Origin of the sequence: Shewanella sp. FDAARGOS_354 (assembly GCF_002209245.2) — a bacterium.
Taxonomy (GTDB): Bacteria; Pseudomonadota; Gammaproteobacteria; order Enterobacterales; family Shewanellaceae; genus Shewanella; species Shewanella xiamenensis.
The window spans coordinates 3,855,565-3,880,904 of sequence record NZ_CP022089.2 but is presented as its reverse complement, the minus strand read 5'-3'; the positions used below and the strand labels follow the sequence as shown (position 1 = coordinate 3,880,904).

The window sequence follows — 25,340 nt, the reverse complement described above, 5'->3', positions numbered from 1 at the left end:
AATGTGGAAATGGTTACACCCTTACGCGGATCCTGAACGCGCATATAAGTTATCAGGAGCATTATTTCCATGGTTTGCCACCTTAGCCTGCCTTTTCCTTACAGTTGGCACCGTATGGGGTTTATTGTTTGCCCCGACAGATTACCAGCAAGGAGATAGCTACCGTATTATCTTTATCCATGTACCAGCTGCATCAATGTCAATGGCGGCCTACATGGGTATGGCGACAGCGGCATTTATTGGTCTTGTCTGGCAGGTCAAATTAGCAGACTGGGCAGCTGCGTCTATTGCTCCTATAGGAGCTGTCATCACCTTTATAGCACTCTTTACTGGTGCCGCTTGGGGCAAACCTATGTGGGGCACTTGGTGGGTATGGGATGCGCGTCTGACCTCTGAATTAGTACTACTATTCCTCTACTTAGGTGTGATTTCCCTCTACGCTTCTTTTGAAGACAAAGTGCTGGCTGCACGTGCAGCAGGGATCTTGGCAATCGTAGGGGTAATTAATATCCCCATTATTAAATATTCAGTTGAATGGTGGAGCTCATTGCATCAACCATCAACCATCAAAATTACCTCTAAATCGACCATGTCGAGTGACATGTTATACCCACTTTTAATCAATATTTTAGGTTTCGGGCTTATGATAGGCGCTATCACTATTGTGAGATTTAGAGCAGAAATCTTAGCAAGAAACGGCATGCGCCCTTGGGTACGTGAACTTGCTAAAGCTGAGGAGGTCAAATAATGCAATTCGATTCTATCAGTGATTTTTTCAACATGGGTGGCTATGCCTTTTATGTATGGCTTGCCTATGGTGTGACCTTCTTCTGTGTATCGACGCTGATCATCACTAGCGCACGCCAAAAGCGTAAGGTTTTGATTGAAATAGCGAAAAAGATGAACCGCGAAGAGCGCCTCAAAGAAACTAGGAGTAACAAATCGTGAACCCAAGACGCAAAAAGAGACTGACGTTAGCTATAGCACTAATCGGTGGCGTAGCCGCGATTGCTTCACTGCTGCTGTATGCGTTGAACTCCAACTTAAACTTATTCTATACACCGTCAGAAATCGTAAACGGTAAAACCGATACAGGCGTTAAACCCGAAGCGGGCCAACGTATTCGTGTAGGTGGCATGGTAACGGTAGGCTCTATGGTACGTGATCCAAACAGCCTGCATGTGCAATTTGCAGTACACGATTCCTTAGGTGGCGAAATTCTAGTGACCTATGACGATCTATTACCGGATCTATTCCGCGAAGGACAAGGCATCGTCGCCCAAGGTGTATTAGGGGAAGATGGTAAGTTGGCCGCAACTGAAGTCTTAGCAAAACATGATGAAAACTACATGCCTCCAGAAGTTGCAGAAGCAATGGGGCAAAAACATGAGAAGCTAGATTACAGTCAGCAGAAAGCGACAGCACAATAACGTAAGCACATCGCCGAAAAAATATTTAAAGCCTCATTATGAGGCTTTTTTATTGCCCGCCGGATACTCGAGGTTGGACTATACTCAAAGCTATATTCCACTAGGTATCTCTCCATGAATTTAATTAAGTTATTAATTAAAAGATGGCGACAGATTTTTACCTTAATGCTGGCATGTTTCATACCAATGGCATATGCGGCCAAGGTGGTTGTCATCGAGAGCTATCACCAAGGTTACACGTGGGATAAGCAGTATTATCAAGCCATACTCGATACATTGACACCTCTCAATGAGGTAAATCACTTTGAAATGGACACAAAACGGCTACCTAAAAATCTTCATGCAAAACGGGCAGAACTAGCATGGCAATTTATTCAACAACAAAAACCACAGTTAGTGATCCTAGCAGATGATAATGCCGTTAATTATCTACACCAACGGTTAAACTCAAGCCAAATTCCAGTGGTATACCTTGGCATTAATATGAACCCAAGAGAATATCACTTAAATGAATATAAGCGTTTTACGGGTGTGCTTGAAAGACCTCTACTCAGACGCTCTCTGCTATTACTGCAACGAATATTACCAATATCAAAGCACCGAAAAATCTTAGTTCTGTTCGATCAAAGTGATACGTCTAGACTTGCAGCGGAATATATCAGTAAGCAGCAACTGAGCATGTTGAGCGATGTGGAAGTTGAAATATTACAACTAAATCAACTTAGTGAATGGCAAAAGCAAGTCATTGCAGCTAAAGACAATGGCTTTAGTGCGATAGTCGTTGCACTTTATCATGCAGTGAGGGATGACAAAGATCAGTCGGTTGATGCTGAAGAATTATTAGGATGGGTTTCAGCTAACACGCCAGTACCCAATTTTGGTTTTTGGGGATTTAGCGTATACAACAACGGCAATATCGGCGGCTATGTTCTCGATGGTTACCAACACGGCAAGATCGCAGCCAAAATGGCCTCAAGGATCCTCGCAGGTGAGAAACCGGAAAACATATTCCCAGTAACAGATGACCTAGGACAATTTATGTTTAGCCGTAAAGGGTTAAGTAAATGGCACTTAACATTGCCTAAAGAAATCGAGAAACAAACGACTTGGGTCGAGTAAGTTAAAACGAGCTGAAATAAAAAGCCGGGCTTAGAGCCCGGCTTTTAAATTTGTAACCTTAATTACTCAGCAGCTTCAACATCAACAGCTTGAGCAGCTTCTGGACGACCTACTAGCTCGATGTAAGCCATTGGGGCTTTATCACCAGCACGTAAACCGCACTTAAGGATACGGGTGTAGCCACCAGGACGTTCCTGGTAACGTGGACCCAATTCAGTGAATAACTTACCTACGACTTCAGCGTCGCGAGTACGTGCAAACGCTAAACGACGGTTTGCAACGCTGTCACTCTTAGCAAGTGTTATCAGAGGCTCAACTACGCGACGCAGTTCTTTCGCTTTAGCTACGGTTGTCTTGATGATCTCATGACGAACCAGTGAGCTTGCCATGTTACGGAACATAGCTTGGCGGTGGCTGCTGTTGCGGTTAAGTTGACGACCACTCTTACGATGGCGCATGACCTAATCCTTATAACCTAAATCTGTACAAACCTGAGACTTATAGGTCGTCTGCTAAACTAGCTGGAGGCCAGTTTTCCAGACGCATACCTAACGACAGTCCGCGAGAAGCTAAAACGTCCTTAATTTCAGTAAGAGATTTCTTACCTAAGTTAGGGGTTTTCAGCAGCTCAACTTCAGTACGCTGTACCAGATCTCCGATGTAATGAATCGCTTCGGCTTTCAAACAGTTAGCCGAACGTACAGTTAGCTCTAAATCGTCGACAGGACGCAACAGAATCGGATCGAACTCCGGCTTCTCTTCCTTCATTTCTGGCTCAGTCACGTCACGCAGCTCAACAAACGCATCCAGCTGTTCAGCTAAGATGGTTGCAGAACGACGGATAGCTTCCTCAGGATCAATAGTACCATTAGTGGTCATATCGATAACGAGTTTATCCAAGTCAGTACGCTGTTCAACACGAGCTGCTTCTACATTGTAGGCAATACGTGCGACTGGCGAGAAAGAAGCATCAACCAGCAAGCGGCCGATTGGGCGATCATCGTCTTCTGTCTGTGCACGAGCAGATGCTGGCACATAACCACGACCACGCTCAACGCGAATACGCATGCTGATATCATTGTTACCTGTTAAATGACAGATAACATGATCAGGATTCACGATAGTGACATCACCATCATGCGTGATATCTGCTGCGATGACAGGGCCTGCGCCGGACTTGCTTAATGTAAGCATAGCCTCGTCTTTACCCTCGATAGTCACTGCTAATCCTTTCAGATTAAGCAAGATTTCAAGGATATCTTCTTGTACGCCTTCCTTACTGCTGTATTCGTGCAGTACACCGTCAATCTCGACTTCGGTAACCGCGCAGCCGGGCATAGACGACAATAGGATGCGACGCAACGCGTTACCTAAAGTGTGGCCGAAACCACGCTCAAGCGGTTCCAAAGTAACCTTGGCACGTGTTGAGTTAACCTGCTCGATATCAACGAGACGCGGTTTAAGAAATTCTGTAACAGAACCCTGCATTGTGTCCTCTCTTGTTTGTTAGCCTTACTTAGAGTAAAGCTCGACGATCAGCTGTTCGTTAATTTCCGCAGACAAATCGCTACGTTCTGGAATACGCTTGAAAGCACCTTCCATTTTCGCGCTGTCGACTTCAACCCATGTAGGCTTCTCGCGTTGACCAGCCACTTCTAAAGCCGCTTTGATACGAGCTTGAGTGCGTGACTTTTCACGGATGCTTACAACATCATTCGCAGACACTTTGAATGACGGAATGTTAACAACACGACCGTTAACCATAACAGATTTATGGCTTACTAGCTGACGTGATTCTGCACGAGTCGCACCGAAACCCATACGATAAACAACGTTATCTAAACGAGTTTCTAAAAGTTGCAACAGGTTTTCACCAGTGTTGCCTTTCAGACGTGCAGCCTCTTTATAGTAGTTACGGAATTGCTTTTCTAACACACCGTAAATACGACGAACTTTTTGTTTTTCGCGTAACTGTAAACCGTACTCTGACAGACGTGGCTTACGAGCGCCATGCTGTCCTGGTGCAGATTCCAGTTTACACTTAGAATCGATTGCTCTCACACCGCTTTTTAAGAAAAGGTCAGTACCTTCTCGGCGGCTGAGCTTGAGCTTGGGACCCAAGTATCTTGCCATGATCTTTCTCCAACTATCCTAATGAAACGCGTTATACACGACGCTTTTTAGGAGGACGACAACCATTATGAGGGATCGGCGTCACATCGGTAATGTTGGTAATTTTGTAACCAACAGCGTTCAGCGCACGAATGGCTGATTCACGACCTGGACCTGGACCCTTCACAAACACTTCAAGGTTTTTTAAACCGTAGTCTTGAGCAGCAGCGCCTGCACGCTCAGCAGCTACCTGTGCAGCAAATGGCGTAGATTTACGTGAACCACGGAAACCTGAACCACCTGAAGTAGCCCATGACAACGCATTACCTTGACGATCTGTAATGGTGACAATTGTGTTGTTGAAAGAAGCATGGATATGAGCCATGCCATCTGCAACCTGTTTACGTACGCGCTTACGCGGAGAACGTGACGGAACTTTAGCCATTGTCTACCTTCCCGTTACTTCTTGATTGGTTTACGTGGACCTTTACGCGTACGCGCATTGGTCTTAGTACGTTGCCCACGAAGAGGCAGGCTACGACGATGGCGGAGACCACGATAACAACCAAGATCCATAAGACGCTTGATGTTCATAGAAATCTCACGACGTAAGTCACCTTCTACTAAGTATTTGGCAACTTCTTCGCGTAGGGTGTCGATTTGAGCTTCGCTCAATTCCTTGATCTTAGCAGTTTCAGCAATTGACGTAGCTGCGCAGATTGCTCTAGCGCGAGTACGGCCGATGCCGAAAATTGCAGTCAATGCGATGACTGTATGCTTTTGATCAGGAATGTTAATGCCAGCGATACGGGCCACTATGCACTCCTTAAGTTAAAGGCCAACTGCGAAAAGCCCGAAAGGATACTCGACAGTTGACAAATTTGCAAACAATATTTGTTCAGCCCAACAGTGGGCTGAACAATTTCACTTTTAGCCTTGACGCTGTTTGTGTTTTGGTTCAACACAGATAACGCGCACAACGCCACTACGCTTGACGATCTTGCAGTTACGGCAGATCTTCTTCACGGAAGCTCGAACTTTCATTTCATCACTCCGTAAAGCTTACTTAGCGACCAAAACGATCTAAATTCGCTTTGTTAACTAGGTTAGCTTTCTTCATCACAGACTCATACTGATGTGACATCATATGGGTCTGAACCTGAGCCATGAAGTCCATGATTACGACTACCATAATTAGTAGTGAAGTACCGCCAAAATAGAACTGTACTTTCCACGCAATTAGCATGAACTCCGGAATTAAACAGATAAAGGTAATGTATAACGCGCCAGCTAATGTTAGGCGAGTCATTACTTTATCAATGTAACGCGAAGTCTGTTCTCCAGGACGGATCCCAGGGATGAATGCACCACTCTTCTTCAGGTTGTCTGCTGTTTCACGTGGATTAAATACCAACGCTGTATAGAAGAAACAGAAGAAGATAATCGCTGCTGCATACAATAATGAGTAAAGCGGTTGTCCAGGTGACACGGCTAATGAAAAATCACTTAACCATGACATAGACTCATTTTGACCAAACCACTGAGCCAGTGTGCCTGGGAACAAAATAATGCTTGACGCAAAAATTGGAGGAATTACACCCGCCATGTTTATTTTCAGTGGCAAGTGAGTAGATTGCGCAGCGAATACCTTACGGCCTTGCTGACGCTTAGCATAGTTAACGACGATACGACGTTGACCACGCTCTACAAACACCACGAAATAAGTCACAGCAAAAATAATTACCGCGAGCAACAACAACACTAACACATTCAGGTCACCTTGACGCGCCTGCTCAGCCGTTTGGCCGATAGCGGAAGGTAATCCAGCAACAATACCTGCGAAAATTAAAATCGAGATACCGTTACCTATACCTCGTTCGGTAATTTGCTCACCTAGCCACATCAGGAACATAGTCCCTGTCACTAAGCTCACAACCGCTACAAAGTAGAAACCGAATCCAATATTGACCACTAGGCCTGGGACTAAGTTTGGTAACCCTGTTGCAATACCGATCGACTGGAATGTACCCAGCACCAACGTACCCCATCGTGTGTACTGACTGATTTTTTTACGTCCAGACTCGCCTTCTTTTTTCAATTCAGCGAGTGCAGGATGCACAACAGTCAATAACTGCATGATAATCGATGCCGAAATGTACGGCATAATACCTAATGCAAAGATAGAAGCACGGGAAAGAGCACCACCCGAGAACATGTTAAACATGCCTAGGATGGTCCCTTTTTGCTGAGCAAACAGCTCTGCTAATACAGCTGCGTCAATACCAGGAATTGGTACAAACGAACCGGCCCTAAAGACGATAATCGCACCAATCACGAACAGGAGGCGAGCCTTCAACTCTGAAAGTCCACCTTTCGCGCTTTTTAAATCAAGTCCTGGTTTTGCCATCGACGTATTATTCCTCGATCTTACCGCCAGCAGCTTCAATTGCTGCACGTGCACCTTTGGTTACCTTCAGACCTTTTACAGTCACTGGGCGCTCAATGGTACCTGAAAGAACGATTTTCGCAAACTGGATGTTGCGAGTAATAACGTTCGCATCTTTCAGAGCGTTTAAGTCGATAACATCACCGTTAACTTTAGCCAGTTCGAGTACACGAACTTCAGCTGTTACCATAGCGCGACGCGAGGTAAAACCAAATTTAGGTAAACGGATCTTAAGTGGCATTTGACCACCCTCGAAGCCTGGGCGTACACCGCCACCGCTACGAGATTTTTGGCCTTTGTGACCACGACCTGCAGTTTTACCTAAACCTGAGCCCATACCACGGCCTACACGCTTTGGTGCATGCTTAGCGCCTGCAGCTGGAGATAGAGTATTTAAACGCATCTATTAATCCTCCACCTTAACCATGTAGTAGACCTTGTTGATCATACCGCGAACTGAAGGAGTATCTTCTAATTCAACAGTGTGACCAATGCGACGCAGACCAAGACCTGTTAAGGTCGCGCGGTGCTTTGGTAAACGACCGATAGCACTTTTAGTCTGAGTAACTTTTACAGTTTTAGTTGCCATGGTGCATTACCCCCGAATTTCGTCAACATTCAGGCCACGCTTAGCTGCGATTTGCGATGGTGACTTCATGTGCACCAGAGCATCTACAGTCGCGCGAACGATGTTGATCGGGTTAGTAGAACCGTATGCTTTAGACAGAACGTTATGAACGCCTGCTACTTCCAATACGGCACGCATTGCGCCACCGGCGATAATACCGGTACCCTGTGATGCTGGTTGCATGTATACACGTGAACCAGTATGACGACCTTTAACTGGGTGATGCAGAGTACCTGCATTCAACTCAACGGTCACCATGTTACGACGGGCTTTTTCCATAGCTTTTTGAATTGCTGCTGGAACTTCGCGCGCTTTACCATAGCCATAGCCGACCTTACCATTACCATCACCCACTACTGTCAGTGCTGTGAAGCTAAAGATACGACCGCCCTTAACTACTTTAGAAACACGATTAACTGCAATTAATTTCTCTTGCAGATCGTCTTTTTGCTGAGCTTCTAATTTAGCCATTTTTATAACCCCTTAGAACTGGAGGCCAGCTTCACGAGCAGCATCTGCTAGAGCAGCTACACGACCGTGATACTTGAAACCAGAACGATCGAACGCAACTGTCGTTACGCCTTTTTCGATCGCGCGCTCAGCAATAAATTTACCTACTGCTTTAGCCGCGTCTACGTTACCGGTACTCTTCAGTTGCTCTTTAACCGCTTTTTCCACGGTTGAAGCAGCTGCCACCACCTGAGCTTCAGGATTGATCACCTGAGCATAAATGTGACGCGGTGTACGATGTACAACCAGACGGTTCACGCCCAGCTCTTGGATCTTCTTACGAGCGCGAATAGCGCGACGTAAGCGAGATGTTTTCTTATCCATATCGCGTTACCTACTTCTTCTTAGCCTCTTTACGGCGTACTTCTTCGTCGTCATAGCGAACACCCTTGCCTTTATATGGCTCTGGTGGACGATATCCGCGAATCTCAGCAGCGACTTGGCCAATTAACTGTTTATCAACGCCACGTAGGACGATGTCAGTTTGGCTAGGGCACTCTGCAGTAACGCCTGCGGGCAGTTTGTGTACTAACGGATGAGAGAAACCTAAAGTAAGGTCAATGTCAGCACCGACGAGTTTCGCACGGTAACCAACGCCAACTAACTTTAATTTACGCTCAAAACCTTGAGATACACCAACAACCATGTTGTTTACTAATGCACGTGTTGTACCAGCCTGTGCCCAAGCGCCAACTGCGCCCTCAACAGGAAGGAATTTAATCACGCCACCTTCAATAACAACATTGACCGCATTGTTGATCACTCGAGTCAGACTTCCTTTCGCGCCTTTGACGGTCAGGGTCTGTTCGTTTAAGGTCACCTCTACGCCAGCTGGAATAGATACTGGTGCTTTTGCTACACGAGACATTCCTAGCTCCTTATGCTACGTAGCAGATAACCTCGCCACCCATGCCTGCAAGGCGGGCGGCACGATCAGTCATCAGGCCTTTAGAAGTGGACACAATTGCGACACCCAGTCCGCCCATCACTTTAGGAAGTTCGTTTTTACCTTTGTAAATACGAAGACCTGGACGGCTTACACGCTGGATAGTCTCAACGACTGGTTGGCCTTGGAAGTACTTTAAGGTAATTTCCAATTCAGGCTTGGCTTCATCTGCTACGGCGTAATCCGCGATGTAACCTTCTTCTTTAAGCAGTTTCGCAATAGCGACTTTCAGCTTAGCAGAAGGCATCTTCACAGATACTTTGTTAGCAGCTTGGCCGTTACGAATACGGGTTAACATATCCGCAATAGGATCTTGCATGCTCATATTAGCTTACTCCGTGACAAGTGCTTACCAGCTAGCCTTACGCAGGCCAGGAACTTCACCACGCATGGTTGCTTCACGTAATTTGATACGGCTTAAACCGAACTTACGTAGGAAACCATGTGGGCGACCAGTTTGATTACAACGATTGCGTTGACGCGATGCGCTGGAATCACGTGGTAGAGCTTGCAGCTTTAATACTGCATCCCAACGATCTTCATCAGAAGAAGCTGGACTTGCAATAATCACTTTCAGAGCAGCACGCTTTTCAGCGAACTTAGCTACGAGCTGTGCACGCTTTGCTTCACGTGCTTTCATTGATGTTTTTGCCATTACGCTACCCTTATTTCTTGAATGGGAAGTTAAAAGCGTCTAACAAAGCACGACCTTCTTCATCAGTCTTCGCAGAGGTAGTGATAACAATATCCATACCGCGAATTTTATCGATTTTATCGTAATCGATCTCTGGGAAAATGATCTGCTCACGCACGCCCATCGCGTAGTTACCACGGCCATCGAACGCTTTAGCGCTCAGACCACGGAAGTCACGGATACGTGGGATTGCGATGTCAACTAAACGCTCTAAGAATTCCCACATACGCTCACCGCGCAGGGTCACTTTACAGCCAATAGGGTAGCCTTCACGGATTTTAAAACCAGCAACTGATTTACGAGCAACAGTTACTACTGGTTTTTGACCAGCAATTGCAGTCATGTCACGGACAGCATGTTCCATAACTTTTTTGTCTGCAACGGCTTCGCCAACACCCATGTTCAGGGTGATTTTCTCAATCCGAGGGACTTGCATGACACTGGTATAACCGAACTTTTGAGTCAGTTCAGCGACAACAGTCTCTTGATATTTATCATGCAGTTTCGCCATCGTTTACTCCAGTTACTTAACGAGTTCACTGTTCGATTTAAAGAAACGAACTTTTTTGCCGTCTTCAAATCGGAAACCAACACGATCCGCCTTGCCAGTGACAGGGTTAAAGATCGCAACATTTGATGCTTGAATCGGTGCTTCTTTCTCAACAATACCACCGGCTACACCCAGTTGTGGGTTTGGCTTTTGGTGTTTTTTGACAAGATTGATGCCTTCAACAATTAACTTACCAGTAGGTAATACTTGAGCAACTTTAGCACGCTTGCCCTTGTCTTTACCTGCTAATACGATTACTTCGTCTTGACGACGGATTTTAGCTGCCATTTTGAAGCTCCTTACAGTACTTCTGGTGCCAGCGAGACAATTTTCATAAATTGCTCATTACGCAATTCACGTGTCACTGGTCCAAAGATACGAGTACCAATCGGCTGCAGGTTGTTGTTCAAAAGAACAGCTGCATTCCGATCGAAGCGAATGACAGAACCGTCTGGACGACGTACGCCTTTCTTAGTACGGACTACCACCGCGTTATACACATCACCTTTCTTCGCTTTAGCGCGAGGAATTGCTTCTTTAACAGAAACTTTGATAATGTCGCCGATACCGGCATAACGACGATGAGAGCCACCCAAGACCTTAATACACTGAACTCTGCGTGCGCCGCTGTTACATGCGACGTCAAGAGTCGATTGCATTTGGATCATTTTAAGTGCTCCGCTATCGTTACTACACAATTCCCACTATGGGACTATAAACACCATTTTTGCTTTGAATTTAGTCAAAAATGGGGCGCAAATATAACACCATAAATATGGAATGTATAGTATTAAAAAACAAACGGCCCCAAATACTGGAGCCGTTTACCTAAATGCCTAATATTATTAGGCCTTTGATACTACTTCAACCAGGGTCCAAGACTTAGTCTTAGACAAAGGACGACATTCGCGAATCGCGACTACGTCACCTTCATTGCACTGATTAGCTTCGTCATGTGCATGGATCTTAGTCGTACGCTTAATGTATTTCCCATAGATTGGGTGTTTCACTTGGCGTTCGATAGCGACAGTAATGGTTTTATCCATTTTGTTGCTAGTGACACGACCTTGCAAAGTACGGATTTTATCAGACATTATGCACCCGCCTTAGAAGTAATAATGGTCTTAACGCGCGCAATATTACGGCGCACCAATTTCAGTTGATGAGTCTGAGTCAACTGACCAGTGGCGTGTTGCATACGCAGGTTGAACTGCTCACGCAGCAGACCAAGTAGTTCAGCGTTCAGTTCTTCAACGCTCTTTTCTCTTAGTTCGCTCGCTTTCATTACATCACCGTCTTAGTTACGAAGGTAGTCTTGATTGGAAGCTTGGCAGCAGCTAAAGCAAACGCTTCACGAGCGATCACTTCAGAAACACCATTCATCTCATAAAGAACCTTACCAGGTTGAATCTGACATACCCAGTATTCAACGTTACCTTTACCTTTACCCATACGCACTTCAAGAGGCTTAGAGGTAATAGGTTTGTCCGGGAAAACTCGAATCCAAATTTGTCCCTGACGCTTAATGTGACGTGTCATGGCACGACGTGCAGATTCGATCTGACGAGCAGTTAAACGACCACGGCCGACTGCTTTCAGACCAAAAGTACCAAAGCTAACTTCGGTACCGTTCGCTAGACCGCGGTTGCGGCCTTTGAACATCTTGCGAAACTTCATACGTTTAGGTTGCAGCATTGCCGGCTCTCCTATTTACCACGAGGCTTGCGCTTAGGTTGCTGCTGTTTCGGCTCTTCAATCTGTGGCAGCATTCCGTCCAGAACTTCACCTTTGAAGATCCAAACTTTAATACCAATCACACCATATTGAGTGTGACTTTCAGAGGTTGAATAGTCGATATCAGCACGCAGTGTGTGCAAAGGTACACGACCTTCGCGATACCACTCAGAGCGCGCAATCTCAGCACCGCCTAAACGGCCACTAACTTCAACTTTGATACCTTGAGCACCAATACGCATTGCGTTTTGTACCGCACGCTTCATCGCGCGACGGAACATAACACGACGCTCTAATTGCTGTGCAATTGAGTCAGCAACTAACTTGGCATCTAGCTCAGGTTTACGGATCTCAGCGATGTTAATTTGAGCAGGAGTGCCAGCCAGTTTTGAAACGGCAGCACGCAATACTTCAACGTCTTCACCTTTCTTACCAATCACAACCCCTGGACGGGCTGTGTGAATAGTAACGCGGATGCTTTTCGCTGGGCGTTCAATAACAATCTTAGATACTGACGCAGCTTGCAGTTTGTCTGCAAGATACTTACGCACTTCCCAGTCGCTGTTCAGGTTATTTGCATAATCTGACTTATCTGCGTACCAGGTAGAGATCCAAGGCTTGGTGATACCCAGACGGATACCATTAGGATGTACTTTCTGTCCCATTGCTCTCTCCTAGCGATCTGATACAACCACAGTGATGTGGCTGGTACGCTTCATGATACGATCAGCGCGGCCTTTAGCACGTGGCATGATACGCTTCATAGTTGGACCCTCGTCAACGAAGACGGCGCCTACTTTTAGCTCATCAATATCCGCGCCTTCGTTGTGTTCGGCGTTTGCGATAGCTGAGTCAAGTACTTTTTTAACCAGTACGGCGGCTTTCTTTGGGCTGAAAGTCAAAATTTCGAGGGCCTTAGCAACAGGCAAACCGCGAATTTGATCAGCAACGAGACGAGCCTTCTGCGCAGACGTACGGGCAAAACGATGTTTAGCTAAAACTTCCATCTTATTCCTCCCGTATTAACGCTTCTTCGCTTTCTTATCAGCAGCATGGCCGCGATAAGTGCGAGTTGGTGAGAATTCACCAAGTTTGTGGCCGATCATTTCGTCAGTTACGAACACAGGAACGTGCTGACGACCATTATGGACAGCGATGGTCAAACCAATCATATTTGGAATGATCATAGAGCGACGTGACCAAGTCTTAATAGGCTTCTTGTCACCTGCTTCCATCGCTTTCTCTACCTTCTTCAGCAAGTGCAGGTCAATGAAGGGACCTTTCTTGAGAGAACGTGGCATGGCGAATCCTCTTACTATTTATTACGACGACGTACGATGTACTTGTCAGTGCGCTTGTTACTACGAGTCTTATAACCCTTAGTTGGCACACCCCATGGAGTCACTGGGTGACGACCACCAGAAGTACGGCCTTCACCACCACCGTGTGGATGGTCTACCGGGTTCATTGCAACACCGCGAACTGTTGGGCGAACGCCTCTCCAGCGCTTAGCACCTGCTTTACCTAACTGGCGTAGCATGTGTTCGGCATTACCAACTTCACCAAATGTTGCGCGGCAATCAACTGGCACTTTGCGCATTTCGCCAGAGCGAAGACGTAAAGTGGCATATGCGCCATCACGAGCAACAACTTGTACATAAGCACCCGCTGAACGCGCGATCTGAGCACCTTTACCAGGCTTCATTTCTACAGCGTGCACAACAGAACCTACTGGAATGTTGCGCAGTGGCATTGCGTTACCGGTTTTGATTTCGGCTTCAACACCAGACTGGATCTTGTCGCCAGCTTGCATGCCTTTGGCAGCAAGGATGTAACGACGCTCACCATCCGCATACAGTACTAGAGCGATGTGCGCAGTACGGTTTGGATCGTATTCCAGACGCTCAATTTTTGCAGGGATACCATCTTTATCGCGTTTAAAGTCGATTAAACGGTAGTGCTGCTTGTGACCGCCACCAACGTGACGAACAGTGATACGGCCAGTATTGTTACGGCCACCACTTTTAGATTTTTTCGCCAACAGGCCAGCAAAAGGTTTACCCTTGTGCAGGTCAGAGTTCACCACTTTAACAACGTGGCGACGACCTGGAGAGGTTGGCTTACACTTAATAACTGCCATGATAATTCTCCTTTGCTTACTCAGCGCCGCCGACGAAATCGATGTCAGCACCAGCAGCTAAAGTCACGTAGGCTTTTTTCCAATCGCTACGACGGCCAGTACGGCCACCAGTACGTTTAGTTTTGCCTTTGCTCACTAAAGTGCGAACTGATTCGACTTCAACTTCAAATAGCTTAGCAACAGCAGCTTTAATTTCAGCTTTAGTTGCATCGATAGCTACGCGGAAAACAACAGTGTTGTGCTTCTCAGCATTCACAGTGCTCTTTTCAGAGATGTGAGGTGCCAGAATTACTTTTAGCAAACGTTCTTCGCGGATCATCATGCTAGCATCTCCTCGATTTGCTTAACTGCATCAGCAGTCACAAGCACTGTGTTGAACGCGATCAGACTTACTGGGTCTAGACCTGCAACGTCACGAACGTCAACCTTGTACAGGTTGCGAGCTGCTAAGAATAAATTCTCGTCAACTTCTGAAGTCACAATTAACACGTCTTCTAAGTTCATTGCTTTCAGTTTAGCTTTCAGCTCTTTAGTTTTAGGAGCTTCAACGCTGAATGATTCAACAACAACCAGACGGTCTTGACGTACCAGTTCAGACAGAATGCTTTTCAGCGCGCCGCGGTACATCTTCTTGTTAACTTTTTGGCTGTGATCTTGAGTTTTAGCAGCGAAAGTTACGCCACCGCCACGCCAGATTGGGCCCTTAACACCACCCGCACGAGCGCGGCCAGTGCCTTTTTGGCGCCATGGCTTTTTGCCAGAGCCAGTTACTTCCGCACGAGTCTTTTGAGCACGAGTGCCCTGACGCGCGTTTGCAGCGTATGCTACAACTACCTGATGAACCAGTGCCTCGTTAAAGTCACGGCCGAAGGTAGTTTCGGAAACTTCAAGAGCGCTTTGCGCGTCTTTCAATACCAATTCCATTACTATCTCCTCAGACCTTAAGCTTTAACTGCAGGCTTGATGATCAGGTCGCCATTAGTTGCGCCCGGAACAGCACCTTTAACCAGTAGCAGGTTACGTTCAACATCTACACGTACAACGTCTAGATTTTGAGTAGTAACACGCTCGGCACCCATATGGCCTGACATTTTCTTGCCTTTAAATACGCGACCAGGCGTTTGGTTCTGACCGATAGAACCGTTCGAACGGTGCGACAAAGAGTTACCGTGCGTCATATCTTGAGTACGGAAGTTCCAACGCTTAACACCGCCTTGGAAGCCTTTACCTTTTGATTGACCAGTAACGTCAACTTTCGCTACATCAGCGAAGATACCTACGTTTAGCTCAGCACCAACTTCAATGCCTTCGCCTTCACCGTCTGCCAGACGCAGTTCCCACAGTCCACGACCGGCTTCTACGCCGCTCTTAGCAAAGTGACCTGCTTCTGGTTTAGTGATGCGATTGGCTTTTTTGGTACCAGTAGTAACTTGAAGTGCGCGGTAGCCGTCAGTTTCTAAAGTTTTCACTTGAGTAACACGGTTGCCAGCAACTTCAATTACTGTAACAGGTATAGAAACACCATCTTCAGTGAAGATGCGAGTCATACCAACTTTACGACCAATAAGACCGATAGCCATCTCTCAAACCTCTTCTAAGGATCTCAATTAACCCAAGCTAATCTGTACGTCGACACCAGCCGCAAGATCTAAACGCATTAGAGCGTCTACAGTCTTTTCAGTTGGCTCTACGATGTCAACCAGGCGCTTGTGAGTACGTAATTCGTACTGGTCACGAGCATCTTTATTAACGTGCGGAGAGATCAAAACGGTATAACGCTCTTTGCGCGTAGGTAGTGGAATAGGACCACGTACTTGGGCGCCAGTACGCTTAGCAGTTTCAACGATTTCCGCTGTAGACTGATCAATTAAGCGATGATCAAACCCTTTTAAGCGGATACGGATTCTTTGGTTCTGCATTGACCAGAGCTCCTAAAATGGACACATAAAAAATCACCCTCTAGCTTCTTCCTTACTGGAAAAGCAGAGCGAGATGATTTAACCGTTCGACTCCCAATCGGAGCCGCTATGATAATGATAAGTTCAAATACTTGTCATTTAATTCGTTAACCTAGGTTAACGAGGGGGCCATTATACTCATCTGAAATCAGATTTCAAGCCCGCTGTGTAAATAGTCATCAAAAACTATTCAACGTCAGAGTGGCGAGCATTTTACACAAATTTCAGAATAACACCAGCCCAAAATAAAAAAGGAAGCCTAAGCTTCCTTTTTTCTAATCACAATTGCTATTAAGCAATGATCTTAGCTACAACACCAGCGCCTACTGTACGGCCACCTTCACGAATTGCGAAGCGTAAACCTTCGTCCATCGCGATTGGGCAAATCAGCGTAACAACCATCTTAATGTTGTCACCAGGCATTACCATCTCTACGCCTTCTGGCAGTTCAATAGTACCGGTTACGTCAGTTGTACGGAAGTAGAACTGTGGACGGTAGCCTTTGAAGAATGGAGTGTGACGACCACCTTCTTCTTTTGACAGAACGTAAACTTCTGATTCAAAAGTAGTGTGTGGGTTGATTGAACCTGGCTTAGATAATACTTGACCACGTTCTACGTCATCACGCTTAGTACCACGTAATAAAATACCACAGTTCTCACCTGCACGACCTTCGTCAAGCAGCTTACGGAACATTTCTACGCCAGTACAAGTTGTTTTAGAAGTCGTGCGGATACCAACGATTTCTACTTCGTCGCCCACTTTAACGATACCACGCTCTACACGGCCTGTTACTACTGTACCACGACCAGAAATAGAGAATACGTCTTCGATTGGCATCAGGAATGGCTTATCGATATCACGCTCTGGCTCTGGAATGTAAGAGTCTAAAGCTGCTGCCAGCTCAAGGATCTTCGCTTCCCACTCTGGCTCGCCTTCTAGCGCTTTCAGAGCTGAACCTTGGATTACTGGTAAGTCATCACCTGGGAAGTCGTATTCTGATAACAGTTCACGTACTTCCATTTCCACTAATTCTAACAGCTCAGCATCGTCAACCATGTCACATTTGTTCATGAATACGATGATGAATGGTACGCCAACCTGACGAGACAGCAGGATGTGCTCGCGAGTTTGTGGCATTGGACCGTCTGTAGAAGCAACTACCAGGATCGCGCCGTCCATCTGTGCAGCACCAGTGATCATGTTTTTAACATAGTCAGCGTGGCCTGGGCAGTCTACGTGTGCGTAGTGGCGAGTTGGGGTGTCATATTCGATGTGAGAGGTATTGATGGTAATACCGCGCTCACGCTCTTCTGGAGCGTTATCGATTTGAGAGAAGTCTTTAGCTTCACCACCGTAGGTCTTAGCCAGTACGTGAGAGATAGCTGCAGTCAGAGTGGTTTTACCATGGTCAACGTGACCGATGGTGCCCACGTTTACGTGAGGCTTACTACGTTCAAATTTAGCTTTTGCCACGATATATTCCTTTCTTTTCAGAATAGTCCTGCATTGACAGGACCATATTACATTTATGTCGTAACTGGAAATTAGCTACGAGATTCAATAATCGCTTTCGCAATGTTTTGCGGTGCATCAGTGTACTTCAAGAACTCCATGGAGTAAGAAGCACGACCCTGAGTTGCAGAACGCAAATCAGTTGCATAACCAAACATTTCAGAAAGAGGCACTACTGCATGGACTATTTTGATGCCACCAAAGCCATCATCCATACCTTCAATCAAACCACGGCGACGGTTTAAATCACCAACAACATCACCCATATAGTTTTCTGGAGTAGTTACTTCTACTTTCATGCAAGGTTCGAGCAACACAGGTTTCGCCTCAAGCGCACCCTTTTTGAAGCCCATAGAACCCGCAATTTTGAACGCCATTTCATTCGAGTCCACATCATGATATGAACCATCGAATAGAGTGACCTTCACGTCCAATACAGGGAAGCCAGCGAGAACGCCATTCTTCATCTGCTCTTGGATACCTTTATCAACCGCAGGGATGAATTCACGTGGAACTACACCGCCAACGATTGCGTTGATAAATTCGTAACCAGCGCCTTCTTCATTGGGCTCTAGTTTTAACCAAACATGACCGAATTGTCCACGGCCACCTGATTGGCGTACAAATTTACCTTCAGCCTCAACTGATCCACGAATGGTTTCACGGTAGGCCACTTGTGGCTTACCTACGTTACACTCAACACCAAATTCGCGACGCATACGATCAACGATAATGTCTAAGTGTAACTCACCCATTCCAGAAATCAGTGTTTGTGATGATTCTTCGTCAGTCTCAACCCGGAATGAAGGATCCTCTGCTGCAAGTTTTTGCAGTGCGATACCCATTTTGTCCTGGTCGGCTTTTGACTTAGGTTCAACGGCAATGGTAATTACAGGTTCTGGGAACTCCATGCGTTCCAAGATTACTTTGTGGTCATTATCACAAAGTGTATCACCCGTGGTTACGTCTTTTAGACCAATAGCCGCGGCAATATCACCTGCACGGACTTCTTTCAGTTCTGTGCGGTCGTTAGCGTGCATCTGCACGATACGGCCAATACGTTCACGTTTCTGTTTAACAGAGTTGTAAACGCCAGAACCTGATTCAAGTACGCCTGAGTACACACGAATAAAGGTTAAAGTACCCACGAACGGGTCTGTAGCAATCTTAAATGCCAACGCCGCAAAGGGGGCGTTGTCATCTGATGGGCGCTCAACTTCTTGCTCATTGTCATCGATGCCCTTAATCGGTGGCACATCGACTGGTGCAGGCAAGAATTCTACTACCGCATCAAGAACCGCTTGAACGCCTTTGTTCTTAAATGCAGAACCACAGGTCGCTAAAACGATTTCATTATTTATAGTACGTTGACGCAGTGCTTTTTTGATCTCTTCTTCTGACAGGGTACCTTCTTCAAGATACTTGTCCATCAGTTCATCAGAGGCCTCAGCGGCTGCTTCAACCAGATACTCATGCATTTCAGCCGCTTTAGCTGCTAAATGTGCAGGGATCTCTTCATAAGAGAACGTCATCCCCTGGTCCGCTTCGTTCCAGTTAATGGCTTTCATCTTGATTAAGTCGATCACGCCAGTGAAGTTTTCTTCTGCGCCGATATTTAATTGGATCGGTACACAAGTTGCTCCAAGGCGAGTTCTGATTTGCTTCACTACACGTTCAAAGTCCGCGCCTGCACGGTCCATCTTGTTGACAAATACGATGCGTGGAACGCGGTATTTGTCAGCTTGACGCCATACGGTTTCCGATTGAGGTTCAACACCTGAAGCACCACAGAAAACCACAACAGCGCCGTCAAGAACGCGCAAAGAACGTTCAACTTCAATAGTGAAGTCAACGTGACCAGGGGTATCGATGATATTGATGCGGTGTTCAGTGAATTGAGCATCCATACCACGCCAGAAAGTAGTGACAGCAGCCGAGGTGATAGTAATACCACGCTCTTGCTCTTGCACCATCCAGTCAGTGGTCGCGGCGCCGTCATGCACCTCACCGATTTTATGAGACAAACCGGTATAGAACAGAACACGTTCTGTTGTGGTGGTTTTACCTGCGTCCACATGAGCACAAATACCGATATTACGATAACGCTCAATTGGGGTTGTACGAGCCACGATTATACCCTCTCCACCAAAACCTAAGTCTTGGCAATATCAACAACAATGGTGTGGGCCTAAGCCCACACCATCAGATTACCAACGGTAATGAGCAAAGGCCTTGTTAGCTTCAGCCATGCGGTGCACGTCTTCACGCTTCTTAACAGCAGTACCTTTGTTTTCAGACGCATCTAGCATTTCACCTGCTAGACGTAAAGCCATAGATTTTTCACCACGCTTACGTGCAGCTTCAACTAACCAGCGCATCGCCAGTGCGTTACGACGCACAGGACGAACTTCACATGGTACCTGGTATGTAGAACCACCCACGCGACGAGATTTAACTTCAACTGATGGGCGAACGTTGTCCAGGGCTGCTTCAAGGATGTCTAAATGGTTAGCGCCTTTCTTTTCAGCGATAACATCAAGAGCCTTGTAAATGATTTTTTCAGCAGTCGACTTTTTGCCGTCCTGCATAATGACGTTGATGAACTTAGCCAGCAACTCACTGTGAAACTTTGGATCTGGTAGGATTTTACGTTGTCCTACAACGCGACGTCTTGGCATAACAATTCTCCGTATGCTTCAGGGATTTCCAAAACTGGAATTCTCAAAATAAACTAGCTTGGCCTTACTTAACGGATACGTTAAGACTTAGGACGCTTAGCACCGTACTTAGAACGGCTTTGGCGACGTGAAGTCACGCCTGCACAGTCTAATGCGCCACGAACAGTGTGGTAGCGAACACCAGGTAAGTCTTTAACACGACCACCACGGATCAAAATCACGCTGTGTTCCTGCAGGTTGTGGCCTTCACCGCCGATGTACGAAGTAACTTCGAAACCGTTAGTTAGACGCACACGAGCTACTTTACGTAGTGCAGAGTTAGGTTTTTTAGGGGTAGTTGTGTACACACGTGTACAAACACCACGCTTTTGTGGGCACGCATTCAACGCAGGCACATTAGTCTTGTCGACTTTTGGCGCGCGTGGCTTACGTACCAACTGGTTTACAGTTGCCATGTATAGCTCCGAGTCAGTTGAATCAAACTCAACGATAAGGTGTGAAAAATCTATATCCCACAATGGTGGGACGCGGAATTTTAGAAAGGTAAAGCCTAACTGTCAAGAAATAGCCAACTTTTGCGGCATATTCCAATAAAAAAGGCGCCAACGGCGCCTTTTTGTTACAAACTGATTACTTAATCTTGGCTGCCAGCCAAGTTTAAGAGGTCTGCAAGGTTTTGTTCTGCTTCACTTGCAGTGATCTTATTCACTACAACTGGCTCGTCTTTCTTAGCACGGGCATCGTTACGGGTCTTGTGATAAGCGTAACCAGTACCGGCTGGGATCAGACGGCCAACGATTACGTTTTCTTTCAGACCACGTAAGTTATCAGACTTGCCGCCTACGGCAGCTTCTGTCAGTACGCGAGTTGTTTCTTGGAACGATGCTGCAGAGATAAACGATTCTGTTGCCAGAGACGCTTTGGTAATACCCAGCAGTTCACGTTCGAAGGTCGCAGGCACTTTGCCTTGTTCGATCAGGTCGCGGTTAGCGATCTTCACGCGAGACACTTCTACTTGTTCGCCTTCTAAGAACTCACTATCACCTGCAGAGGTGATTACGCACTTACGCAGCATTTGACGGATGATCACTTCGATATGCTTATCGTTGATCTTCACGCCTTGTAGACGATATACGTCTTGTACTTCGTTCACAATGTAGTTAGCTACGTTGTGGATGCCACGTAGACGCAGAATGTCGTGCGCCGCTTCTGGACCGTCAGCAATAACTTCACCACGTTCGACTTTTTCACCTTCGAACACGTTTAAGTTACGCCATTTCGGGATCATCTCTTCGTACTGTTCACCGCCATCCGCTGGTGTAATCACCAGACGACGCTTGCCTTTAGTCTCTTTACCAAACGAGATGGTACCAGAGATTTCCGCCAGAATTGCTGGCTCTTTTGGCTTACGAGCTTCGAACAGGTCAGCAACGCGTGGTAGACCACCCGTGATGTCGCGTGTTTTAGACGATTCTTGTGGAATACGTGCTAACGCGTCACCCACAGCGATTTGCGCGTTGTCGTCGAGGTTAACGATCGCACTGCCTGGTAAGAAGTATTGTGCAGGTACTTCAGTACCTGGGATCATCAGGTCGCTACCGTCGGCACCAACCAGACGGATCATTGGGCGCATTTCTTTACCCGCTGAACCACGTTGACCCACGTCGAGGATCACGATTGAAGACAGACCTGTCAGTTCGTCTGTTTGACGAGTCATGGTCACGCCGTCGATCATGTCAACGAACTTAATACTACCCGCCACTTCAGTGATGATTGGGTGAGTATGTGGGTCCCAGTTAGCGATGATATCGCCTGCTTCTACTGATGCTTCTTCTAACTTCTCGAGCACAGTACCGTAAGGCACTTTATAACGCTCTTTCTCACGACCTAATTCGTCGATGATTGCCAGTTCAGAAGAACGAGAAACGATAACCAGCTTGCCGTCTGTGTTTGTTACGTACTTAGCGTTGTGCAGTTTCAACGAACCTGAGTTCTTCACTTGAACGTTGTTTTCTGCAGAGGCACGTGACGCAGCACCACCGATGTGGAACGTACGCATCGTTAACTGTGTACCAGGTTCACCGATGGATTGTGCAGCCACAACACCGATCGCTTCACCGTGGTTGATGATATGGCCACGAGCCAAATCACGGCCGTAACAGGCAGCACACACACCAAAATCGGTATCACAGGTAATGACTGAACGAACAATCACTTCATCGATTGAATGCTCTTCTAACTTGTCACACCATGCTTCATCGAGCAGCGTGTTACGTGGTGCCAGTACGTCTTCAGTGCCTGGATAGAACACATCAACAGCAACCACACGACCCAGTACGCGTTCACGTAATGGCTCAACCACATCACCACCTTCAATCAGCGGCTTCATGGTTAGACCTTCGTGAGTACCACAATCGTCTTCAATGACGACTAAGTCTTGAGCAACGTCTACCAGACGACGAGTCAGGTAACCCGAGTTCGCTGTCTTCAATGCAGTATCGGCAAGACCTTTACGCGCACCGTGAGTAGAAATAAAGTACTGAAGTACGTTTAGACCTTCACGGAAGTTAGCGGTAATTGGCGTTTCAATGATCGAACCGTCTGGTTTCGCCATCAGACCACGCATACCCGCTAACTGACGGATCTGTGCAGCACTACCACGAGCGCCAGAGTCGGCCATCATGTAAATGCTATTGAACGAAGCTTGTTTTTCTTCAACGCCATCACGGTTAATCACTGTCTCAGTTGACAGGTTTTCCATCATCGCTTTAGAAACTTTTTCGTTCGCACTTGCCCAGATGTCGATAACTTTGTTGTAACGCTCACCAGCAGTAACCAGACCTGATTGGAACTGCTCTTGAATTTCGAGCACTTCGGCTTCAGCGTCAGCAACTAAGGTGTACTTCTCAGCTGGGATCACCATGTCGTCGATACCGACAGATGCACCAGAGATAGTGGCGTAACGGAAACCTGTATACATCAGTTGGTCAGCGAAGATAACGGTATCTTTCAGACCTAATTGACGGTAACAGGTGTTCAACAGCTTAGAAATCTGCTTTTTGCCCATGTTCTGGTTAACCAGATCAAATGACAAACCTGCTGGCAGAATCAATGACAGCAGAGCACGACCGACTGTGGTATCTACGATACGACGTTGTTCAGTACGCTCACCATTGTCACCGATAACGGTTTCAGTGATACGCACTTTCACGCGGGCATGCAGTTCAGCAGCGCCAGTTGCATAAGCTTTTTCAACTTCAGCAACAGACATAAAGTACATACCTTCACCACGGCCGTTAATACGCTCACGGCTGGTGTAGTACAGACCTAATACCACGTCTTGAGACGGCGTGATTACAGGCTCGCCGTTGGCTGGTGACAGGATGTTGTTGGTAGACATCATCAGGGCACGGGCTTCAAGCTGCGCTTCCAGTGTTAACGGTACGTGTACCGCCATTTGGTCACCGTCGAAGTCGGCGTTGTATGCCGCACAAACGAGTGGGTGTAACTGGATGGCTTTACCTTCAATCAGTACAGGTTCGAACGCTTGGATACCGAGTCTGTGCAGTGTTGGTGCACGGTTAAGCATCACTGGATGTTCGCGGATCACTTCATCCAGAACGTCCCAAACTTCCGCCACTTCACGCTCTACCATCTTCTTAGCCGCTTTGATGGTTGTCGCTAAGCCACGACCTTCCAGCTTGCCATAGATGAATGGCTTGAACAGTTCCAGTGCCATCTTCTTAGGAAGACCACATTGGTGCAGACGTAAAGTAGGACCTACGGTAATTACCGAACGACCTGAGTAGTCAACACGCTTACCTAACAAGTTCTGACGGAAACGACCTTGTTTACCTTTGATCATGTCGGCCAAAGATTTCAGAGGACGTTTGTTAGAACCGGTAATTGCACGACCACGACGACCGTTATCTAATAGCGCATCAACAGACTCTTGTAACATACGCTTTTCGTTGCGTACGATGATGTCCGGCGCAGCTAAATCTAACAGACGCTTCAAACGGTTGTTACGGTTGATCACACGGCGGTACAGATCGTTCAGATCTGACGTCGCGAAGCGGCCGCCATCGAGCGGTACCAGCGGACGTAAGTCAGGTGGTAACACAGGCAGTACTTTTAAGATCATCCACTCTGGCTTGTTACCAGAAGTGTGGAACGCTTCCATCAACTTAAGACGCTTGGTCACTTTCTTGCGACGAGTCTCAGAGTTGATTGATGGCAGCTCTTCACGCATTTGTTCGATTTCTTTTTCAAGATCGATTGCGCGCAGCAGTTCTAATACCGCTTCAGCACCCATCTTGGCTTCGAATTCGTCACCGTACTCTTCTAATGCGTCCAGATAGTTTTCTTCTGTCAGCATTTGGCCACGCTCAAGGCTGGTCATGCCAGGCTCGATCACGACGAAAGATTCAAAATACAGTACGCGCTCGATATCACGCAGCGTCATGTCCAGCATTAAACCGATACGGGACGGCAGTGATTTCAAGAACCAAATGTGGGCAACTGGGCTAGCCAGTTCAATGTGACCCATACGCTCACGACGTACTTTAGTCTGGGTAACTTCTACACCACACTTTTCACAGATCACACCACGGTGCTTCAAACGCTTGTACTTACCGCACAAACATTCGTAATCTTTGACTGGGCCAAAGATACGCGCACAGAACAGACCTTCACGCTCAGGCTTGAAGGTACGGTAGTTAATGGTTTCTGGCTTCTTAACTTCACCAAAAGACCAAGAACGGATCAGATCAGGCGATGCCAGACCAATTTTGATGCCGTTAAATTCTTCAGTCTTGCTTTGCTGTTTCAGAAACTTTAATAAGTCTTTCACGTTTCTCTCCTGAAGGAGTTAAACCGGG

Annotated in this window: 37 protein-coding genes; 4 read left to right on the top strand and 33 right to left on the bottom strand. The window is 46.7% G+C overall.

Going from position 1 to position 25,340, the window contains the following annotated elements:
• Position 1 precedes the first annotated feature (1 nt).
• The 4 genes from CEQ32_RS17435 (at position 2) to CEQ32_RS17420 (ending at position 2,549) form a co-directional block, all read left to right on the top strand.
• Entirely contained in the window at positions 2-748 is a 747-nt protein-coding gene (locus CEQ32_RS17435) for a heme ABC transporter permease (RefSeq protein ID WP_055646935.1), read from the top strand.
• The gene (ccmD, locus tag CEQ32_RS17430) at positions 748-948 is read left to right on the top strand and encodes a heme exporter protein CcmD (protein ID WP_037422771.1); all 201 of its coding nucleotides are present in this window, start codon (positions 748-750) and stop codon (positions 946-948) included. Before CEQ32_RS17435 ends, ccmD begins: the two co-directional genes overlap by 1 nt.
• On the top strand, positions 945-1,430 hold the full coding sequence (ccmE, locus tag CEQ32_RS17425) for a cytochrome c maturation protein CcmE (RefSeq protein WP_037422767.1): 486 nt from the start codon (positions 945-947) through the stop codon (positions 1,428-1,430). Before ccmD ends, ccmE begins: the two co-directional genes overlap by 4 nt.
• Before the next feature lie 186 nt (positions 1,431-1,616).
• A complete protein-coding gene (locus tag CEQ32_RS17420; RefSeq protein WP_226871842.1) occupies positions 1,617-2,549 on the top strand; it encodes an ABC transporter substrate-binding protein in 933 nt (310 codons plus the stop codon).
• Positions 2,550-2,611: 62 nt separating this feature from the next.
• Here CEQ32_RS17420 and rplQ read toward each other — a convergent pair whose 3' ends face one another.
• From rplQ to rpoC, 33 genes are all read right to left on the bottom strand, one after another.
• Positions 2,612-3,007, bottom strand: a complete 396-nt coding sequence (gene rplQ, locus CEQ32_RS17415) for a 50S ribosomal protein L17 (protein WP_007644470.1) — start codon at positions 3,005-3,007, stop codon at positions 2,612-2,614.
• 40 nt (positions 3,008-3,047) lie between these two features.
• Positions 3,048-4,037 carry a DNA-directed RNA polymerase subunit alpha gene (locus tag CEQ32_RS17410; protein WP_011070632.1) on the bottom strand — a complete coding sequence of 330 codons (990 nt, stop codon included), beginning with the start codon at positions 4,035-4,037 and terminating at the stop codon, positions 3,048-3,050.
• 24 nt (positions 4,038-4,061) lie between these two features.
• On the bottom strand, positions 4,062-4,682 hold the full coding sequence (gene rpsD / locus CEQ32_RS17405; RefSeq protein WP_037421477.1) for a 30S ribosomal protein S4: 621 nt from the start codon (positions 4,680-4,682) through the stop codon (positions 4,062-4,064).
• Positions 4,683-4,713: 31 nt separating this feature from the next.
• The gene (rpsK, locus tag CEQ32_RS17400) at positions 4,714-5,106 is read right to left on the bottom strand and encodes a 30S ribosomal protein S11 (RefSeq protein ID WP_006083577.1); all 393 of its coding nucleotides are present in this window, start codon (positions 5,104-5,106) and stop codon (positions 4,714-4,716) included.
• Between the two features lie 14 nt (positions 5,107-5,120).
• The gene (gene rpsM / locus CEQ32_RS17395) at positions 5,121-5,477 is read right to left on the bottom strand and encodes a 30S ribosomal protein S13 (protein ID WP_011070630.1); all 357 of its coding nucleotides are present in this window, start codon (positions 5,475-5,477) and stop codon (positions 5,121-5,123) included.
• Between the two features lie 114 nt (positions 5,478-5,591).
• Positions 5,592-5,705: a 50S ribosomal protein L36 gene (gene rpmJ / locus CEQ32_RS17390; protein WP_006083579.1), complete on the bottom strand. Its 114-nt coding sequence runs from the start codon at positions 5,703-5,705 to the stop codon at positions 5,592-5,594.
• Positions 5,706-5,727: 22 nt separating this feature from the next.
• The gene (gene secY, locus CEQ32_RS17385; RefSeq protein WP_011621032.1) at positions 5,728-7,068 is read right to left on the bottom strand and encodes a preprotein translocase subunit SecY; all 1,341 of its coding nucleotides are present in this window, start codon (positions 7,066-7,068) and stop codon (positions 5,728-5,730) included.
• A gap of 7 nt (positions 7,069-7,075) precedes the next feature.
• Positions 7,076-7,510 carry a 50S ribosomal protein L15 gene (gene rplO / locus CEQ32_RS17380; RefSeq protein ID WP_011070628.1) on the bottom strand — a complete coding sequence of 145 codons (435 nt, stop codon included), beginning with the start codon at positions 7,508-7,510 and terminating at the stop codon, positions 7,076-7,078.
• Positions 7,511-7,513: 3 nt separating this feature from the next.
• A complete protein-coding gene (gene rpmD, locus CEQ32_RS17375; protein ID WP_007644440.1) occupies positions 7,514-7,696 on the bottom strand; it encodes a 50S ribosomal protein L30 in 183 nt (60 codons plus the stop codon).
• 6 nt (positions 7,697-7,702) lie between these two features.
• Positions 7,703-8,206, bottom strand: a complete 504-nt coding sequence (gene rpsE / locus CEQ32_RS17370; RefSeq protein WP_007644438.1) for a 30S ribosomal protein S5 — start codon at positions 8,204-8,206, stop codon at positions 7,703-7,705.
• 12 nt (positions 8,207-8,218) lie between these two features.
• Positions 8,219-8,569, bottom strand: coding sequence for a 50S ribosomal protein L18 (gene rplR / locus CEQ32_RS17365; protein WP_011715467.1), 351 nt, complete (start codon positions 8,567-8,569; stop codon positions 8,219-8,221).
• Between the two features lie 10 nt (positions 8,570-8,579).
• Positions 8,580-9,113 (bottom strand): 50S ribosomal protein L6, encoded by a 534-nt coding sequence (gene rplF, locus CEQ32_RS17360; RefSeq protein ID WP_037421473.1) that lies wholly within the window; start codon positions 9,111-9,113, stop codon positions 8,580-8,582.
• 10 nt (positions 9,114-9,123) lie between these two features.
• Complete coding sequence (gene rpsH, locus CEQ32_RS17355) at positions 9,124-9,516, bottom strand: 30S ribosomal protein S8 (protein WP_007644434.1); 393 nt, start codon at positions 9,514-9,516, stop codon at positions 9,124-9,126.
• Positions 9,517-9,540: 24 nt separating this feature from the next.
• The gene (gene rpsN, locus CEQ32_RS17350; protein WP_011070625.1) at positions 9,541-9,846 is read right to left on the bottom strand and encodes a 30S ribosomal protein S14; all 306 of its coding nucleotides are present in this window, start codon (positions 9,844-9,846) and stop codon (positions 9,541-9,543) included.
• 10 nt (positions 9,847-9,856) lie between these two features.
• Entirely contained in the window at positions 9,857-10,396 is a 540-nt protein-coding gene (rplE, locus tag CEQ32_RS17345; protein ID WP_011070624.1) for a 50S ribosomal protein L5, read from the bottom strand.
• Positions 10,397-10,408: 12 nt separating this feature from the next.
• On the bottom strand, positions 10,409-10,723 hold the full coding sequence (rplX, locus tag CEQ32_RS17340; RefSeq protein WP_011070623.1) for a 50S ribosomal protein L24: 315 nt from the start codon (positions 10,721-10,723) through the stop codon (positions 10,409-10,411).
• Between the two features lie 11 nt (positions 10,724-10,734).
• On the bottom strand, positions 10,735-11,103 hold the full coding sequence (gene rplN / locus CEQ32_RS17335) for a 50S ribosomal protein L14 (RefSeq protein ID WP_006083590.1): 369 nt from the start codon (positions 11,101-11,103) through the stop codon (positions 10,735-10,737).
• A 177-nt stretch (positions 11,104-11,280) separates the two neighbouring features.
• Entirely contained in the window at positions 11,281-11,529 is a 249-nt protein-coding gene (rpsQ, locus tag CEQ32_RS17330; RefSeq protein WP_011070622.1) for a 30S ribosomal protein S17, read from the bottom strand.
• Positions 11,529-11,720 carry a 50S ribosomal protein L29 gene (rpmC, locus tag CEQ32_RS17325; RefSeq protein ID WP_007644429.1) on the bottom strand — a complete coding sequence of 64 codons (192 nt, stop codon included), beginning with the start codon at positions 11,718-11,720 and terminating at the stop codon, positions 11,529-11,531. Before rpmC ends, rpsQ begins: the two co-directional genes overlap by 1 nt.
• On the bottom strand, positions 11,720-12,130 hold the full coding sequence (gene rplP / locus CEQ32_RS17320; protein WP_006083593.1) for a 50S ribosomal protein L16: 411 nt from the start codon (positions 12,128-12,130) through the stop codon (positions 11,720-11,722). The genes rpmC and rplP overlap by 1 nt, the downstream gene beginning before the upstream one ends.
• Before the next feature lie 11 nt (positions 12,131-12,141).
• Positions 12,142-12,834, bottom strand: coding sequence for a 30S ribosomal protein S3 (rpsC, locus tag CEQ32_RS17315; protein WP_011070621.1), 693 nt, complete (start codon positions 12,832-12,834; stop codon positions 12,142-12,144).
• A gap of 9 nt (positions 12,835-12,843) precedes the next feature.
• Positions 12,844-13,176, bottom strand: coding sequence for a 50S ribosomal protein L22 (gene rplV / locus CEQ32_RS17310; RefSeq protein ID WP_006083595.1), 333 nt, complete (start codon positions 13,174-13,176; stop codon positions 12,844-12,846).
• Positions 13,177-13,191: 15 nt separating this feature from the next.
• The gene (rpsS, locus tag CEQ32_RS17305; RefSeq protein WP_006083596.1) at positions 13,192-13,470 is read right to left on the bottom strand and encodes a 30S ribosomal protein S19; all 279 of its coding nucleotides are present in this window, start codon (positions 13,468-13,470) and stop codon (positions 13,192-13,194) included.
• Between the two features lie 14 nt (positions 13,471-13,484).
• Positions 13,485-14,309: a 50S ribosomal protein L2 gene (gene rplB / locus CEQ32_RS17300; protein WP_011621028.1), complete on the bottom strand. Its 825-nt coding sequence runs from the start codon at positions 14,307-14,309 to the stop codon at positions 13,485-13,487.
• A 16-nt stretch (positions 14,310-14,325) separates the two neighbouring features.
• Positions 14,326-14,628, bottom strand: a complete 303-nt coding sequence (gene rplW / locus CEQ32_RS17295; protein ID WP_037421480.1) for a 50S ribosomal protein L23 — start codon at positions 14,626-14,628, stop codon at positions 14,326-14,328.
• Positions 14,628-15,233 carry a 50S ribosomal protein L4 gene (rplD, locus tag CEQ32_RS17290; protein WP_011070618.1) on the bottom strand — a complete coding sequence of 202 codons (606 nt, stop codon included), beginning with the start codon at positions 15,231-15,233 and terminating at the stop codon, positions 14,628-14,630. Before rplD ends, rplW begins: the two co-directional genes overlap by 1 nt.
• A 17-nt stretch (positions 15,234-15,250) precedes the next feature.
• The gene (gene rplC / locus CEQ32_RS17285) at positions 15,251-15,889 is read right to left on the bottom strand and encodes a 50S ribosomal protein L3 (RefSeq protein ID WP_011070617.1); all 639 of its coding nucleotides are present in this window, start codon (positions 15,887-15,889) and stop codon (positions 15,251-15,253) included.
• A gap of 27 nt (positions 15,890-15,916) precedes the next feature.
• Positions 15,917-16,228, bottom strand: coding sequence for a 30S ribosomal protein S10 (rpsJ, locus tag CEQ32_RS17280; RefSeq protein ID WP_011070616.1), 312 nt, complete (start codon positions 16,226-16,228; stop codon positions 15,917-15,919).
• Between the two features lie 330 nt (positions 16,229-16,558).
• A complete protein-coding gene (gene tuf / locus CEQ32_RS17275; RefSeq protein ID WP_069453807.1) occupies positions 16,559-17,743 on the bottom strand; it encodes an elongation factor Tu in 1,185 nt (394 codons plus the stop codon).
• A 71-nt stretch (positions 17,744-17,814) separates the two neighbouring features.
• Positions 17,815-19,911: an elongation factor G gene (gene fusA / locus CEQ32_RS17270; RefSeq protein ID WP_037418387.1), complete on the bottom strand. Its 2,097-nt coding sequence runs from the start codon at positions 19,909-19,911 to the stop codon at positions 17,815-17,817.
• Between the two features lie 78 nt (positions 19,912-19,989).
• A complete protein-coding gene (gene rpsG, locus CEQ32_RS17265; protein ID WP_011070613.1) occupies positions 19,990-20,460 on the bottom strand; it encodes a 30S ribosomal protein S7 in 471 nt (156 codons plus the stop codon).
• Positions 20,461-20,540: 80 nt separating this feature from the next.
• Complete coding sequence (rpsL, locus tag CEQ32_RS17260; protein ID WP_011070612.1) at positions 20,541-20,915, bottom strand: 30S ribosomal protein S12; 375 nt, start codon at positions 20,913-20,915, stop codon at positions 20,541-20,543.
• 179 nt (positions 20,916-21,094) lie between these two features.
• Positions 21,095-25,312, bottom strand: coding sequence for a DNA-directed RNA polymerase subunit beta' (gene rpoC, locus CEQ32_RS17255; protein ID WP_047539809.1), 4,218 nt, complete (start codon positions 25,310-25,312; stop codon positions 21,095-21,097).
• Positions 25,313-25,340: the final 28 nt, after the last annotated feature.